Origin of the sequence: Vitiosangium sp. GDMCC 1.1324 (assembly GCF_003044305.1) — a bacterium.
Taxonomy (GTDB): domain Bacteria; phylum Myxococcota; class Myxococcia; order Myxococcales; family Myxococcaceae; genus Archangium.
Map to the genome: position 1 here is coordinate 309,302 of NZ_PZOX01000014.1, position 13,407 is coordinate 322,708.

Here is a 13,407-nt window from a genome sequence, read left to right on the forward strand (position 1 = left end):
CCGTCCGACTGGAAGGATGTTCCACGCCGGGAATCGCCCGCCTGCCCTGTCGGGGAGCATGCACCAGGGTCGGTTCAGCACCCGCAGTCGCAGTTCTCCACCACGGCCCCAGCCACCTCGGTGCCATCCTCCCTCACCAGACGCATCGCCTGGGAGGGCCAGGACTCGTGCAGGAGCAACTCCACCGCCCCGTCCCCCTCCAGGTCCAGCACGCCCACCACATCGTCCCCGACCAGCTCCTTCGCCGGCAGGAGTCGCTCTCCGCGGCCCGGCTCCAGCACCACGGCCCGGGAGACCTGCTGGTTGTAGTCCGTGCCGCACGTCGAGTTGCCCTCGCCCGTGCGGAAGCGCGCCACCGTCACCACCGCGTACCGCTCTCCCGAGGCGTAGCTGAACGACCTCACCTCCTCGCTCAGCTCTTCCTGCACCTGTTCCGCCTGGACCGAGCCCTCGGAGCGCAGCATGGCGAAGCGCGGGGAGCGACGGAGCGCGTCCTCCTGGGCGGCCAGCACCTCGGAGGAAGGCCCCTCGCTGGGAGCGAAGAACACCGGCGCCTTCGAACCCGCGGGCAGGGCGAACACCAGCGACTCCGGCTCCACCGCGCAGTCCAGCTCGGCGAAGGCCCAGGCCCGGCCACACCCGGGCGCCTCGGGGGGCGGCTCCTGCTGGAAGTAGCCGAAGTGGGGCACGCCCCGGTTGATCCACGCGAACCCCGTCACCTTGCAGCCCGCGTGCACGGGCCCGTCCACTCCGTAGAGGTCCACGCCATCTCCCCTGGTGAAGAGGCCGGTGGGGTCCTGCTCCACTGCGGACATCCACAGGCTCCGGCGCGCGTCCATGGGCTCGAGCACGACGCTCTCACTCGCCTCGCCCAGCAGCATGAAGGTGCGCCCGGCATGCGACTCCACAAAGCGAGGCACCGCCTGCCGCTTCAGGGACTCGGCGCGTGCGGCATGGGCCTCGGCGCCGGCCCGGCAGGCGGCTTCCCTGCCCTCGCGATCCGACTCCAGCGGCCCGGCGTTCTTCACGTAGGCCTCCACTCCCGCCGCGGCCAGCTGCTTCTGGTAGGCGTCCGCCTCCGCCCGGCCCGCGAAGGCCCGGGCCACCACCACCTCCAGACACGGGCGCAGGTCGCGGAAGGCATTGGTGGACAGCCGGCGCGGCTCCGAGGGCAGCCCCGTCTTCTTCAGCGCCGCCAGGGCATCGCCTCCCTCCCCCGGGTTGGCCGAGGAGTGGACGATGACCAGCCACGTCTTCGCGTAGCGTGCCTCCGGCGGCGGAGAGGCCACACCAGGCGTGGAAGCATCCGGGGATGTCCCGGCGTCCGAGGCCTGGGCCAGGGGCTGCTGGACCGGTCCGGAGGAGTCCCCACATGCCCGGAGACCCGTGCACCCCGACACGGCCAGCAGGACAGCGACCAGGACACGCGACAGGCGAGGCATGGACGACGTTCTACCAGTAGAGTCGCACCATGTCTGAAGCAGAGACCCGTCCTACCCAGGAACAGCTCGACCGCTTCGCCGAGCAGTTCAACCAGAGCCAGACGCTCAAGTTCTTCGGTGCCAGGCTGAGCTTCCCCCAGGGGGAGAAGGCGGTCGTCAGCCTCCCCGAGGTCCGCCCCGAGCACCGGGGGGGCCTGGGTACCTCCGCCGTCAATGGGGGCATCATCGCCGCCCTCTTCGACCTGGTCATCGGCTGCACGCCCGCCCTGGTGGACCCCAGCCGCCGCGCCGCCACCATGCAGCTCTCCATGAGCTTCGAGCGCCCCCTCCGGGGCAACTCCATCCGCGCCGAGGCCACCATCGACAGCTTCGGCACCTCCACCCTCTTCGCCTCCGCCCGGATGTATGATGAACAGGGACAGGTGTGTGCCCGCTGCCAGGGCGTGGTCAAGACGTCCACGATGAAGTGGGCCTCGGGCGACAGCCCGGCCGTCAACTGAACCCCCGCTCCATCCCCCATCGATATGTCCACCGACACCGGACGTTTCCCTGGCACCGGGGAGCAGCGAGGCTCCGGCGGGCCAACGGAAGCTCGGGAAGACACGATGGGTGTGGCCTTGGTGCAACCGATTCGGAGCGTGGTGCGACAGCCGGAGGAGAGCGCGCGACCGGGGGGGAGCGCGCTGGAGGACGAGGCCGAGCTCACACGGCGCGCCCTGAACGGGGAACGTGCCGCCTGGAACGCCCTGGTCTCCCGCTACCACCACCGCGTCGTGGTCTCGCTGCTCGCCCGGGGGGTCCGGGCGGATCGTGCCCAGGAGCTGGCCCAGGAGACGTGGGCCCGGCTCATCCAGCAGCAACAAAAGGGGATGCTCACCGAGCTGCGCCTGCCCAACCTCGCCCTCACCCAGGCGGCGTTCCTCGCCGCCGACGAGGCGCGCAAGAACCGGCGCGAGTCCCTGGCCGGTCCGGTGGAGGAGCTGCCCGAGTCCCACCAGCCGGTGGATCCATCCGCCTCCGCCGAGCGGCGCCTGCTGTCCGAGGAGCAGCTCGCCCGGACCCAGGAGGCGCTCCGGGGGTGCTCGGCGAGCGCCCAGCGGGTCTTTCAACTGGCGTGCGACGGCCAGGAGTTGCCGCACGCCGAAGTGGCCGCGCGCGTCGGCTTGTCCGTGCAGCGCGTCCGACAAATCCTGTGCGAGGTCCGCAAGAAGCTGCGGAACGTCCTCGAGGAGGAAGTAGCACCATGAACCAGCCGCACATCCGCCCGGCCGACGCCGAACAGTACGTTTTGGGTGCGTTGGAACCGGAAGCCGCGGCGGCCCTCGAGGCCCACACGATTCAATGTACCCCTTGCGCCCTCATCCTTCAGCGGGAGGCACTGCTGGAGGAACAGCTGCGCGAGGTGGCCCAGGCCGCCAGCGTGCAGGCCAGGGTGATCCGCCCGGCCCGATGGAACCGGGTCCGGACGTCCGCCGCCGCGGGGGTGATGATGGCGGCCGCGGCGGCGGTGCTGATGGTCGTCCTCCGCCCCGAGCGGGCCGTGCACCCGCTGACCCAGGACGACGACTTCCCGGTGATGGCGTTGCCGCTGGAGCTGCCGGAGACGCCGGAGCGGCTGGTGGCCTGCCCGGACCTGGACAGCCAGGAGACGTGTGCCACGGAGGCGCTGGCGCGCGGGCTGCTGGTGCAGTACCCCCAGGGTGTGGGCGAGGTGCCCCGTTACGAGGGCTATGCCGGACTCCCGGCGGGCGCGCTGAACGCCTCAGGGCCCTATTCGCTGTGAAAGGCACCGCCATGACCGATCGGATGAAGCAGATCCTGACGCTCCTGTGGGTGGCGGCGCTCGCCGTGGGAGGCACCAGCGCCTCGGCCGCGGACGACAAGAAGAAGGGCCTGCCCGAGGGGTGGTTCGTCACCGAAAGCGCCCCGAAGCTCTACGAGGCGGGCCTGGACACCCAGAGCCCGTGCGAGGGCAACCGCAGCGCGTACCTGCGCTCGCTCCAGGCGAGCCCCAGCGGTTACGGCACCTTCATGCAGGCCTTTGGCGCGCAGACCTTTCGGGGCAAGCGCTTGCGCTTTTCCGCGGAGGTACGCACCGAGGACGTACAGGGCTGGACCGGCCTGTGGATGCGGGTGGAGGGCGAGGATCCGAAGGAGCCGCTCGCCTTCGACAACATGCAGTCGCGAGCGGTGGTGGGCACCACGCCGTGCAAGCGCTACGAGGTGGTGCTGGACGTGCCCCAGGAGTCCAAGGCCATCATGGCCGGGCTGATGCTCAGCGGCACGGGCAAGGCGTGGATCGGCGCCGTGCGCTTCGAGACGGTGGACGCCTCCGTCCCGGTCACCAACCTGATCGCCAACAGGCCCCAACGCCGCCTACCCGCGGGCCGCATCGGCGAGGCCTGGTTCAACGCGGAGAAGGTTGATGCGGGCATGAACCGGTGGCTGCCGCAACTGGATGGCTCCTGGAAGGACAACGTCTCCAGCGCGCTCACCCTGAACGGGAACACGGTGCAGGGCACCCTGGCCCAGAAGGACCTGAACGTTGTCGTCCGGGCAGGCGGTCCCTCCACCCTCATCCAGGGCGTGTGGGGCTCCGATCAGGTGTTCATCGAGTTGGGCGCGGAGAAGCTCGTCATGAAGTGGGGCATCTACTCGCGGGAACTGGTGCGCGAGGAGGGCCGCCCCCGCGAGGATGGAACCTGCATCCGCTACCGGAACCCCACAGGCATTGGCATGAGCGACTATCTCGATGTCTGCGGCGTGGCGCTCAGCAAGAGTCCACCGTCGGTGCCCCTGGTGGTCGCCTTCTTCTACAATGGCTTCCGTTCGGTCTCGGCCGCGAGGGGCGCGGTGCAGCCGCCCATCGCCCCCATGGATCGCATCTCCGCGCCGCCCCAGAACCGTTAGAGAACACGCCCACTGGCGCCCACCCACCGGAGGTGCTGAGCATCCGGCGCATGGAAGAAACGCAAACGCGCACCGCGCTCGTGGCCGGTGCGAGCGGTCTCGTCGGAAGCCATCTGCTCGACGCGCTGCTCGAGGATGCGCGGTACCGGGAGGTGCACTCCCTGGGCCGCCGCCCCCTGCCGAAGCAGCACCCGAAGCTCGTCCAGCACACCGTGGACTTCGCCCGGCTCGACGCCGAGGCGTTGCCCACCGCGCAGGATGCCTTCTGCACCCTGGGCACCACCATCAAGAAGGCCGGCAGCCAGGAGGCCTTCCGCGCGGTGGACCATGACGCCGTGCTGGCCTTCGCGAGGGCGGCGAAGAAGGCGGGCGTCCAGCGCTTCCTCGTGGTGACGGCGCTCGGCGCCAACCCGCGCTCGCGCGTCTTCTACAACCGCGTGAAGGGCGAGGTGGAGGAGGCGCTCAAGGCCATGGGCTTCGAGTCGCTCGTCATCCTCCAACCATCGCTGCTGCTCGGCGAGCGCGCGGAGAGCCGTCCGGGCGAGCACGCGGCCATCCTCGCCTCGCGGGTGCTCGCGCCACTGCTGCGTCCACTGGCCAGCCGCCCCATCGAGGCGCGGACCGTCGCACGGGCGATTGTCGCCCTGGCGCACGCCGCACCCCAGGGTGCGCGGGTGGTTCCCTCGGGGGAGCTGCAGGAGCTCGGCCGATAGGCGGACCTAGAAGGAGAAGTCGCGCTCGAAGATTTCGTTGTTGCCCACCCGCACCATCAGGTGGGCGGAGCGACCGCCCCCAGTGCCGAGGTCGAACTGGAGACCTTCCGGACCTTGTTGGGGCTTGAGCGAGGGCTTGCCGGGGGCCAGGAAGACGGCCGCCGTCACGGCACGCCCCGAAAGGGGTTGAACCAGGAGCCGGGCCCGCTGACGCTCTCGCACGAGCACCACGCGGAACTCCCGCCGCTCCTCCAGCACTTCACGCTGCTCGGGATGGCGCGCGGCGCCTGGCCTGCGTGGGGCGGCCTCCGCGGTGCGCGAGCTCCGGGCCGCGGCGGGCTGCTCCTCGTCCCGCGCCTGCTCGATGGCCTCGTCTCCCTCCTCCAACGCCCAGATGGCCTGCGCACAGTCGATGCATTTCTCCGTATGCCCATCCACCCACTTCAGCTCCACGGCCGACATCAACCCCATGTCGAAGCGCCACAGGTCATCCGCGCTCAGGTGCCGCCGGGGAGGAGCTTCCACGGGCTCGGTACTCGCCAGGTCGGCACGGCAATCGGAGCAGCTCTGCAGATGGGGACTCGGCCGCTCGGGACGATTGCTCAACGCGGAGATGAAGTCGTCACACTCGGCGCGCTCTGTGAACCACCACGCCCGGACCCGCTCGGCGGCATCGAGGATGTCTCGCTCGGCTCTGCGGCGCGGGTTGAGGGGGATGAACCAGCGGGACTTCGAGCGGAGCGCTGCGTCCAGACGCCCGAGTCCCTCACGAAACGACTTCAACTTCAGTGCCGCGTCTCCCTCGAGGGGGCCATGCAGTGATTCCCACTCGCCGATGGCACGTGAGGCGGACTCGGCCCTATCTCGCGCGGTGAGACCTTCCATCGAGGAGTTGCGCCACACCTCGGCCTCCTCTCCTTCTTCCCCGAGGGCGGCCTCGGCGGCTTCCTCCGCGGCCCGGAGGAGCGTGGGCTGAAGTGCCTCTGGCTTCTGCGTCCGCAGCCAGGTGTCGATGTCCGCGCGGGACAGACCCCGAAGGGCCTGCTCGACTCCCTCCCTGCCCAACCGCTCGCCGCGCCGGAGAATGCCTCCAATCAGCTCGAGCGAACCACCGTTGGGAGAACCGCCCCGCGTGAGTTGCTGACGAAGGGCCTGATAACGAGAGAGTGCATCGACGACCATGTGGGTACCCTCCTCCGGGTACGTGGGGGGCTCACTCGTGCCCGCCCTCCTGCTGGAGGTCGAGCAGATAGAGCCGCATGTAGGCCTGTGCGCGGCTGACGCGCTTGTACGAGTTGACCACGCTGATGTTCAGGCGCCGGGCGCATTCCTCGTGGTCCTCTACGTCCTGGTGGTGGTACAGGTCCCACGCACCAGCTTCCTTGGGATGCTCCTCTTGCAGACGCTCGAAGGCGCGCCAGTAGAGCTCCTGAGCCTCGGTGCGCTCCTCGCGCCGCCGGGACGATTCCATTGCTCGAGCCACCTCGGAAGGCGGCTCCTCCATGGTGTCATCCGAGTCCACCGGGGCCGGAGCGAGGTCCTCGCGCTGGCGCCGGTAGAAGTCGATGGCCACGTGCTTGACGATGCGCAGGAAGAACGTCTTGGGAGACGCGCTGCGCCCGGGCATCTGCTCGGAGACGCCCCGGAACTGGTCCAGGCCCCGGTCGAGGAACTTGCCGACCGCGTCCTGGTAGAGCTCGTCCGCGTCCGCCGGAGAGCCACGGCTGTAGCTGGACTGAATCTTGGAGATGACGTAGCGGGCCGGACGGGCCCAGCGCTCACAGAGCGCGCCGAGTGGACCTCCGACAGCCTCGCCCGTGGCGCGGCGCCGGAGCACCTCTGCGAACAGTTCTTCATCCGTGAGATCGTCAAACACCGGAAGTTCCTCGGAGCGCCGCCGGGTGGTACGAGCCCCTCGCCTGGGCAGGGGGGGGTTCGGTGGAACAGCGGGGCAAGGTAGCACGACGGCATCCGAAGGCAGTCTCCCGATGACACGGCCCTCGGATGTCCGACAGCGGGCACACGAGGGGTACTGGGAAACTGGGACGGAACCGGACCCGGGTTCCTGACAGCGATTTTCCGGCCCATTTCCGGCCTTTTTCCAGACCTGGACGGCCGGGCATGCTTCGCCCCGGGTGTCAGGCGGCCCGGACGACGCGGGGAGTCCGGGGGGTTGGCGAAGTGTCACCCCCTGGAAACTCCGCGGGGGGAGGAGGACCGGGGATGTGGGGAACCCAACCGGAAAGCGGCCTCCCACCCACTCCAGGCCCGCAGCGCGAATCCAGGCCCCCGCCCGGGGCGGAGGGAGGCCCGCGGGAGGGGGCGGCGACCCTGCCCTTGCTGGTCGTGGGGGAGCCAGATTCGGACGCGGGCCTCGTGAAGGCGATGCTGGCGCCCCTCGGGCAGCCGGTGCTCGAGGCCATCCCGTGGAGCGAGGAGCTCGCGGCCCTGCTCGAAGCGGAGCCCGTCTGTGCCCTCGTGGACGCGCGCCGCAACTGGTCCCTGGGCGTCGAGACGGCCCACCGCCTGCGTGACCACGAGCGGGCCCGGCACCTCCCCCTGCTGTTCCTCGGGGCGAGCGACTGCGCAGAGGCGGAGCTGCTGCGCAGCTACGAATTGGGGAAGGTGGACTGTGTGCTGGAGCCCATTCCCCCCGAGCTCCTCCGGGCCAAGGTGGGGATGTACCTCGAGCTTCACGGGCGGGAGCGGGCGATGCGGGCGGCGCTCGAGCGGGCCGGGCAGGCCGAGGCGGCCGCACACGAGAGCGAGCGCATGCTCCGCACCCTACTGGGAAACATGCCGGGCATGGCCTACCGGTGCCACAACGTGCCCGGCTATCCCATGGCCTACGTCAGCGAGGGAGCCCTCCCACTCACCGGGTACACCCCCGAGGAGCTCATCGCGCAGCACATCCTCTGGGAGCAACTGATCCACCCCGACGACCTCCATCGGGTCTGGAACGACGTGCAGGCAGCGGTCGCCGCCCGGGCGCCCTTCACCCTCACCTACCGGCTCCGCACACGCACGGGAGAGGAGCGCTGGGTGTGGGAGCGCGGGGTGGCCATCCCCGAGCCCGGAAGCGAGCTCCCCATGCTGGAGGGGTTCATCACCGACATCACCCCGCTGCGCCGCGCCGAACAGGAGCGGGAGCGGCTGCTGGCACAGGCGCAGTGGGAGCAAGGCCGTCTGGAGGCCATCCTCCAGCAATTGCCGTGCGCGGTGCACATCGCCGAGGCCCCCTCGGGCAGGACACTGGCCGTCAACACCCGGGCGGAGCAGCTCCTCGGCCACGCGATGATCCAGGCGCGGAGCATCCAGGACTACGCCCACTACCGCGCCGTCCACCCGGACGGGCGCCGCTATGCGGCGGAGGAGTACCCCCTCGTGCGGGTACTGCTCACCGGTGAGTCCCAGCCGGAGCAGGAGATGCACTACCACCGGCCCGACGGCGACGTGCGGACCTTCCAGGGCAGTGCCGGACCCATCCGGGACGGCCAGGGAAACCTGCAGGCGGCGGTGGTGAGCTATATCGACATCACCGCGCTCAAGCGCGCCGGGAAGCACCAGGCGCTCCTTGCCTCGGTGAGCCAGAGCCTGGCCAGCTCGCTCGACTACGAGGACACGCTCGCCCGCGTGGTGCAGTGGGCCGTGCCCGCGCTGGGGGATTGCTGCGTGTTGGACCTCGTCGAACAGGACGGGACCCTCCGCCGGCTGGCGGTGTCTCATGTGGAGCCGGCCATGGCGGAGCTCATCTGGGAGCTGGCCCGTCGCTACCCCCTGCGGCTCGATGCTCCATGCGGGCCCGGGAGCGTCATCCGCACCGGACATACCGTGTTGGCGGCGGACTCCACCGACGAGATGCTGGCCCGGTACGCGGTCGACGCCAGCCACCTGGAGATGCTGCGAACGCTCGAGATCTCGTCCACCCTGATGGTGCCCTTGCACGCCCGGGGCCGCACCTTCGGCGTGCTCACCCTCTGCTACTGCCGTGGGCGGGCCCGTTACACCCGGGAGGACCAACTGCTGGTCGAAGACCTGGCGCACCAGGCCGCGCTCGCGGTGGACAACGCGCGCCTCTACCGCGAGGCCCAGCTCGCGGTGCGGTTGCGCGACGAGTTCCTCTCGGTGGCTTCGCACGAGCTGAAGACGCCCCTCACGCCCCTGAGTCTCAAGCTCACCGCCCTGACGCGCGAGTTCTCCCGGTGTTGCGCCGACGATGCCCTCCTCCCGGCGCTCCAGCGCCACGTGGAGGTGGCCAGGCGTCAGGTGCACAAGATGTCCACGCTCATCAACGCGCTGCTCGACGTCAGCCGCCTGTCGTTGGGGAAGCTGAAGCTGGAGCTGGCGGAGGCGGACCTGGGAGAGGTGCTGGTCGAGGTCGCGACCTGGTTCGCGCCCGAGGCGGCCCGGGCGGGCTCGGAGCTATGGGTGCAGGGCGACAAGCGCATTCCCGGCTGGTGGGATCGGCTCCGGCTGGAGCAGGTCGTCACCAACCTCATCTCCAACGCCATCCGCTACGGCGCCGGCCAGCCCATCCACGCACGCGCGGAGGTGGTGGGAGAGCTCGCGCGGCTGGTGGTGCGCGATGAGGGCATCGGCATCCCGCCCGAGGCCCAGGAGCGCATCTTCGGCAAGTTCGAACGGGCCGTCTCGGAGCACCACTCCGGGGGCCTCGGGTTGGGCCTCTACATCACCCGGAGCATCGTGAAGGCCCTGGGTGGGAGCATCCGGGTGGAGAGCCGTCCGGGCGAGGGCTCCACCTTCACCGTGGACCTGCCCCTCGCCGGTCCCCCGGACGCACGGCGGTGAGCCCCTCGTCAGAAGGGGCTTCACCTCCACGTCCCTGGGGCGAAACAAATATTCGGGCACCCGGCCGGAGCAGCCCTACAAGCATGGTGGTTCGACTCCACCTACTCCCACATCGGGGGTAACGCCGGCGGTCGGCACTGAATTCGGGATTCAGCCAAACTGGCTTCCCCACTCGGGTGCCCATCTTTTAAAGGAAGCATCACCATGTCCCGCACCATCGTCATCGGAGACCTCCACGGGTGTTACGACGAAGCCCTGGAGCTGCTCGACCGAGTGGGCGCCACCTCGAGTGATCGGATCATCTTCACGGGTGACCTGATCGACCGCGGCCCCAAGAACCGCGAGTGCGTCGAGCTGGCCATGAAGCACGAGTCCATCCTCGGCAACCACGAGGAGAAGCACCTGCAGCAGCGCCGGCGCAAGGACGAGGATCTCCACCCGGATCATCTGGCGACCCGGAAGGCCCTCGGCCCCGAGCACCTCGACTACTTCGCCTCCCTGCCCCACTTCATCCGCCTGCCCGAGCACAACGCCGTCGTCATCCACGCGGGAGTGCTGCCCGGCAAGCGCATCGAGGAGCAGGATCCCTACCACCTGCTGCACGCCCAGTGTGTGCGCCCCCCGGAGCGCAAGAGCTACTGGCCCTCCAAGGCGCCGGCCGACTACCGCTTCTGGACGAACTACTGGCAGGGCCCCGAGCGCGTCATCTTCGGACACACCGTGTTCGACCGGCCGCTCGTCACCGAGTACGCGGTGGGCATCGACACCGGATGCGCCTTCGGCCGCACGCTCACGGCGGTGGTGCTCCCCTCGTGGGAGATCGTCTCGGTGCCCTCGCGGCAGCCGAGCCGGGGCAGCGATGTGGCGCGGATCCCCGCCCACGGCGATGTGAACGTGTTCTCGTGAGCCCGGCGTTCCTCCCGAAGCCATCAGCTCGGTAACGGTCCAGGAGGAGCCGCGGCGCAGGTAGAGGCGTTTCCTCGACCGAGGTCGCCCATCGCTCGGGGTCGACCCCGAGCGATGCATGCCTTTTTCATACACCACGCATCATCCCATTGCGCCCGGGGAGAAGGTCCGAGTCGTAGTGGAGCTGGAGGCGACGCAGGAGGCCGCGCGCGGCACCTTCACCCTGAAGCTGTGGAGCCAGGCACGCGGCGGCCGGAGCGAGCTCTTCGACGAAGTGTCGTTCCCGTAACGCGCACCGGGCGCACGCAGCCGGAAACCCTGTGAGGTGTCTCACATTACAGACAGTCAGGTCAGACCTACTCGTAACCTGTGAAGGAAAGGGAGGTCTCATGCACATGCGGCGCTCATTCCTTGCACGTGGGCTCGTGTTATCCCTGACACTCCTGGGTTCGGCCTGGCTCGCGTGCGTCGGCGGCCACATTCCGCCCTCCACGTTCCAGTTCGAGAACGTCGTCCCCTACAAGCCCCCAAGGAAGGCGGATGGAAGGCCGCCCAGGTGCTCATCCTGCTGAATAGGATTTCTCCCTCCTTCCCCCAGTCCGCCACCTGCGACATCGAGGTGGGCGTGCCGGAAAGGAACTTGGAAGGGTGGGTGACGGACGAAGACGCCCAGGCAGCGGCCGCTGAAGCGGCGGACGGGGCCGCACGCATCGTCCTGAGCCAACGCCTGATGACCGCCGTGGCGTGTAAGCAGTTCAGAGAACACATGCAGCGCCTCATGCAGAGCGGGGTGTCCAAGCCCATTCGAGGTGCCCGGGTCTCTGTCTTCGAACGGGTGCTCGTCTCCCGGAAGACATTCCCCTGAGCTCGACGGCCCCCTGCGCCCTCGGAGGCGGTAGGAAGAGTGAGGACCCGCGCCCCGTTAGGAGCTACGAGGCACCTGACACATGAAGCTGGACCCCTTCACCGACGCGCTCTTCCGACTTGTCCACTGCTACATCCCTCCGGGTGTCGACACCCATGAGCCCCGGTACAGGGAGTCGGAAGAAAGCCAGCGACTCACCCGGCTGCTGCTCGCCAACCAGCAGCCGTCGCTCACCTGGGACGCCTTCACCAACCAAGTCGTCGAGGCGTTTCCCGGGTGCAGCATCTGGGACGCGACCGTGCCCATGCATGAGCCCTGCAACATCATCCGGGTCTCCCTCCCAGGCCCAAGAGCCGACAACATTCCGTACGACTCCGTCGTAGGCCTGCTGAGCCAGCTCGCGCCGGTGTACGCCCTCTACGCGTCCCACCACACGACCAGGCTCTCCAGGCGCACCGGGGGAGAGGCCTGGTGGCGCTTCGCCCCCTTTCCTCCCGAGTACCAGGCCCACGAGGCAAAGCTCGCCGCGCTCATCGAGTCCACCCTGGGCTTCACCCGCCTGTCCCCCGAGGCCCTCCTCACTCCCGTGCCGGACCTCGTTCCGCGCGTCGCCAACTACTTGCTCGGCGAGGCCGTGCTCGCCCACTGCCTCTTCACCCCGCACCTCTGGTGAGCCGCCTCGTGGCTCGCACCGCGAAGGCCTCACCGCGTGAAGTCAAAACCTGTCGCCCGTGCCGCCAGAGCGCAGACGCCGCCAGTGGAGCCGCAGGACGCTCCCCAACACGAGCGAGTCCGCATCGCCCAGCGGGGTCGTCCTGATTTCCGTGCGGCCGCGCCACGTGCCGTTGGTGCTGGCGGTGTCGATGGCCAGCACGTCCTCTCCCAGCCGGACCAGGAGCAGGTGCACGCGCGAGATGGAGCCGAGCCCCTCCGACAGATGGATTCCGCAGCGCTCGTAGCGCCCCAGCAGCACGCCCTGCTCCAAGCGCTCACGGGAGATGACGTGCCTCTCCACCCGCCTGTCCCGCTCCAGTTGCAGCTCCCCCCAGGCGGTCTCGCGCTCCTCGGGTTCGCTCAGCGTCAGCAGCGGACCCACCCGCGAGATGTCTGTCTGGAGCCGTCGGCCGTCCGGCCGCAGGCGCATGGAGTGCTGGAAACGGTCGGCCTCCGGGTAGCACCGATCGAAGAACCGGCGAGGAGGCAATCCCCTCCAGGCCTCCTCGGCTCGCGCTGGCCAGGGCGCTCCGGAACGCCCTCGGATGGGAATGAAGAGGAGCGCGTACGGGCCCACCGCGGCGTAGAGCGGCCCCTGGGCCATCACCGCCGCGTTGAATTCACCATCCTCGGTCATGAAGGGCTGCCCGGTGTGGAGGTCCCAGAGCCAGAGGACCGGCTCGGTGTCGGGTGGCTCGGACCGCGCATGCGCCACCAGGTGCCGCAATGAGAGGTTGTCGCACGGAAGCCGCAGCCCGCAGCCGGTATGCCGGCCGATGACCAGTGAGTGGCCGGACCCGATACTCACCGCACCCACCACGCGCGCGCGGTCGTCCACCGCCGCCACGAGCACCGCCGGGCGCCGGGCAGCTCGGACCAATCCGCTCAGACACTCGTAGGCAGCGATGAACGCCTCGCGCATGTCCAGAGGGGGCCGGAGCGACAGCAGGGAGCCCATCCCGTCGAAGCTGGTTCTGAGGTTTTCGCGCGGCATCCTTCGGACTCCAGGAATCGAGTCACACCCAGGGCGAGCCAGGAGGGAGGAGGC

General features: G+C 69.4%; 14 protein-coding genes. 10 read left to right on the forward strand and 4 right to left on the reverse strand.

Going from position 1 to position 13,407, the window contains the following annotated elements:
* Window positions 1-74: 74 nt before the first annotated feature.
* Window positions 75-1,442, reverse strand: a complete 1,368-nt coding sequence (locus DAT35_RS34995; RefSeq protein WP_108073440.1) for a hypothetical protein — start codon at window positions 1,440-1,442, stop codon at window positions 75-77.
* Window positions 1,443-1,471: 29 nt separating this feature from the next.
* Between DAT35_RS34995 and DAT35_RS35000 the strand changes: the two genes are divergently transcribed.
* From DAT35_RS35000 to DAT35_RS35020, 5 genes are all read left to right on the forward strand, one after another.
* Complete coding sequence (locus tag DAT35_RS35000; protein WP_108073442.1) at window positions 1,472-1,942, forward strand: PaaI family thioesterase; 471 nt, start codon at window positions 1,472-1,474, stop codon at window positions 1,940-1,942.
* Window positions 1,943-2,062: 120 nt separating this feature from the next.
* On the forward strand, window positions 2,063-2,689 hold the full coding sequence (locus DAT35_RS35005; protein ID WP_233261906.1) for an RNA polymerase sigma factor: 627 nt from the start codon (window positions 2,063-2,065) through the stop codon (window positions 2,687-2,689).
* The gene (locus tag DAT35_RS35010; protein ID WP_108073446.1) at window positions 2,686-3,225 is read left to right on the forward strand and encodes a hypothetical protein; all 540 of its coding nucleotides are present in this window, start codon (window positions 2,686-2,688) and stop codon (window positions 3,223-3,225) included. The genes DAT35_RS35005 and DAT35_RS35010 overlap by 4 nt, the downstream gene beginning before the upstream one ends.
* Window positions 3,226-3,236: 11 nt before the next feature.
* Entirely contained in the window at window positions 3,237-4,352 is a 1,116-nt protein-coding gene (locus DAT35_RS35015; protein ID WP_108073448.1) for an AraC family transcriptional regulator, read from the forward strand.
* A 50-nt stretch (window positions 4,353-4,402) separates the two neighbouring features.
* On the forward strand, window positions 4,403-5,065 hold the full coding sequence (locus tag DAT35_RS35020; RefSeq protein ID WP_108073575.1) for an oxidoreductase: 663 nt from the start codon (window positions 4,403-4,405) through the stop codon (window positions 5,063-5,065).
* Between the two features lie 6 nt (window positions 5,066-5,071).
* Here the strand turns inward: DAT35_RS35020 and DAT35_RS35025 are convergent, their stop codons facing one another.
* Together DAT35_RS35025 and DAT35_RS35030 are read right to left on the reverse strand one after the other, a co-directional pair.
* Entirely contained in the window at window positions 5,072-6,247 is a 1,176-nt protein-coding gene (locus DAT35_RS35025; RefSeq protein ID WP_108073450.1) for a hypothetical protein, read from the reverse strand.
* A 31-nt stretch (window positions 6,248-6,278) separates the two neighbouring features.
* A complete protein-coding gene (locus DAT35_RS35030) occupies window positions 6,279-6,941 on the reverse strand; it encodes an RNA polymerase sigma factor (RefSeq protein WP_108073452.1) in 663 nt (220 codons plus the stop codon).
* Between the two features lie 470 nt (window positions 6,942-7,411).
* Between DAT35_RS35030 and DAT35_RS35035 the strand changes: the two genes are divergently transcribed.
* The 5 genes from DAT35_RS35035 to DAT35_RS35055 all read left to right on the forward strand — a co-directional run bounded on the left by DAT35_RS35035 (window position 7,412) and on the right by DAT35_RS35055 (window position 12,318).
* Complete coding sequence (locus DAT35_RS35035; protein ID WP_233261914.1) at window positions 7,412-9,874, forward strand: ATP-binding protein; 2,463 nt, start codon at window positions 7,412-7,414, stop codon at window positions 9,872-9,874.
* Between the two features lie 204 nt (window positions 9,875-10,078).
* On the forward strand, window positions 10,079-10,780 hold the full coding sequence (locus DAT35_RS35040; protein WP_108073456.1) for a metallophosphoesterase: 702 nt from the start codon (window positions 10,079-10,081) through the stop codon (window positions 10,778-10,780).
* Window positions 10,781-10,898: 118 nt separating this feature from the next.
* Window positions 10,899-11,069 (forward strand): DUF2381 family protein, encoded by a 171-nt coding sequence (locus tag DAT35_RS35045; RefSeq protein ID WP_108073459.1) that lies wholly within the window; start codon window positions 10,899-10,901, stop codon window positions 11,067-11,069.
* A gap of 267 nt (window positions 11,070-11,336) precedes the next feature.
* On the forward strand, window positions 11,337-11,645 hold the full coding sequence (locus DAT35_RS35050) for a hypothetical protein (RefSeq protein ID WP_108073462.1): 309 nt from the start codon (window positions 11,337-11,339) through the stop codon (window positions 11,643-11,645).
* Window positions 11,646-11,727: 82 nt separating this feature from the next.
* Window positions 11,728-12,318 (forward strand): hypothetical protein, encoded by a 591-nt coding sequence (locus DAT35_RS35055; RefSeq protein ID WP_108073465.1) that lies wholly within the window; start codon window positions 11,728-11,730, stop codon window positions 12,316-12,318.
* 42 nt (window positions 12,319-12,360) lie between these two features.
* On the opposite strand, the gene DAT35_RS59360 is transcribed toward DAT35_RS35055, so the two are convergent.
* Window positions 12,361-13,353 carry an FHA domain-containing protein gene (locus DAT35_RS59360; RefSeq protein WP_158502038.1) on the reverse strand — a complete coding sequence of 331 codons (993 nt, stop codon included), beginning with the start codon at window positions 13,351-13,353 and terminating at the stop codon, window positions 12,361-12,363.
* Window positions 13,354-13,407 lie beyond the last annotated feature (54 nt).

Excerpts from the sequence above, each read along its gene's own strand:
- DAT35_RS35000 (WP_108073442.1), top strand. The coding sequence starts at position 1,472 with ATGTCTGAAGCAGAGACCCGTCCTACCCAGGAACAGCTCGACCGCTTC.
- DAT35_RS35055 (WP_108073465.1), top strand. The coding sequence starts at position 11,728 with ATGAAGCTGGACCCCTTCACCGACGCGCTCTTCCGACTTGTCCACTGC.
- DAT35_RS35025 (WP_108073450.1), bottom strand. The coding sequence starts at position 6,247 with ATGGTCGTCGATGCACTCTCTCGTTATCAGGCCCTTCGTCAGCAACTC.
- DAT35_RS34995 (WP_108073440.1), bottom strand. The coding sequence starts at position 1,442 with ATGCCTCGCCTGTCGCGTGTCCTGGTCGCTGTCCTGCTGGCCGTGTCG.
- DAT35_RS35010 (WP_108073446.1), top strand. The coding sequence starts at position 2,686 with ATGAACCAGCCGCACATCCGCCCGGCCGACGCCGAACAGTACGTTTTG.
- DAT35_RS35045 (WP_108073459.1), top strand. The coding sequence starts at position 10,899 with ATGCCTTTTTCATACACCACGCATCATCCCATTGCGCCCGGGGAGAAG.
- DAT35_RS35015 (WP_108073448.1), top strand. The coding sequence starts at position 3,237 with ATGACCGATCGGATGAAGCAGATCCTGACGCTCCTGTGGGTGGCGGCG.
- DAT35_RS35020 (WP_108073575.1), top strand. The coding sequence starts at position 4,403 with ATGGAAGAAACGCAAACGCGCACCGCGCTCGTGGCCGGTGCGAGCGGT.
- DAT35_RS35040 (WP_108073456.1), top strand. The coding sequence starts at position 10,079 with ATGTCCCGCACCATCGTCATCGGAGACCTCCACGGGTGTTACGACGAA.
- DAT35_RS59360 (WP_158502038.1), bottom strand. The coding sequence starts at position 13,353 with ATGCCGCGCGAAAACCTCAGAACCAGCTTCGACGGGATGGGCTCCCTG.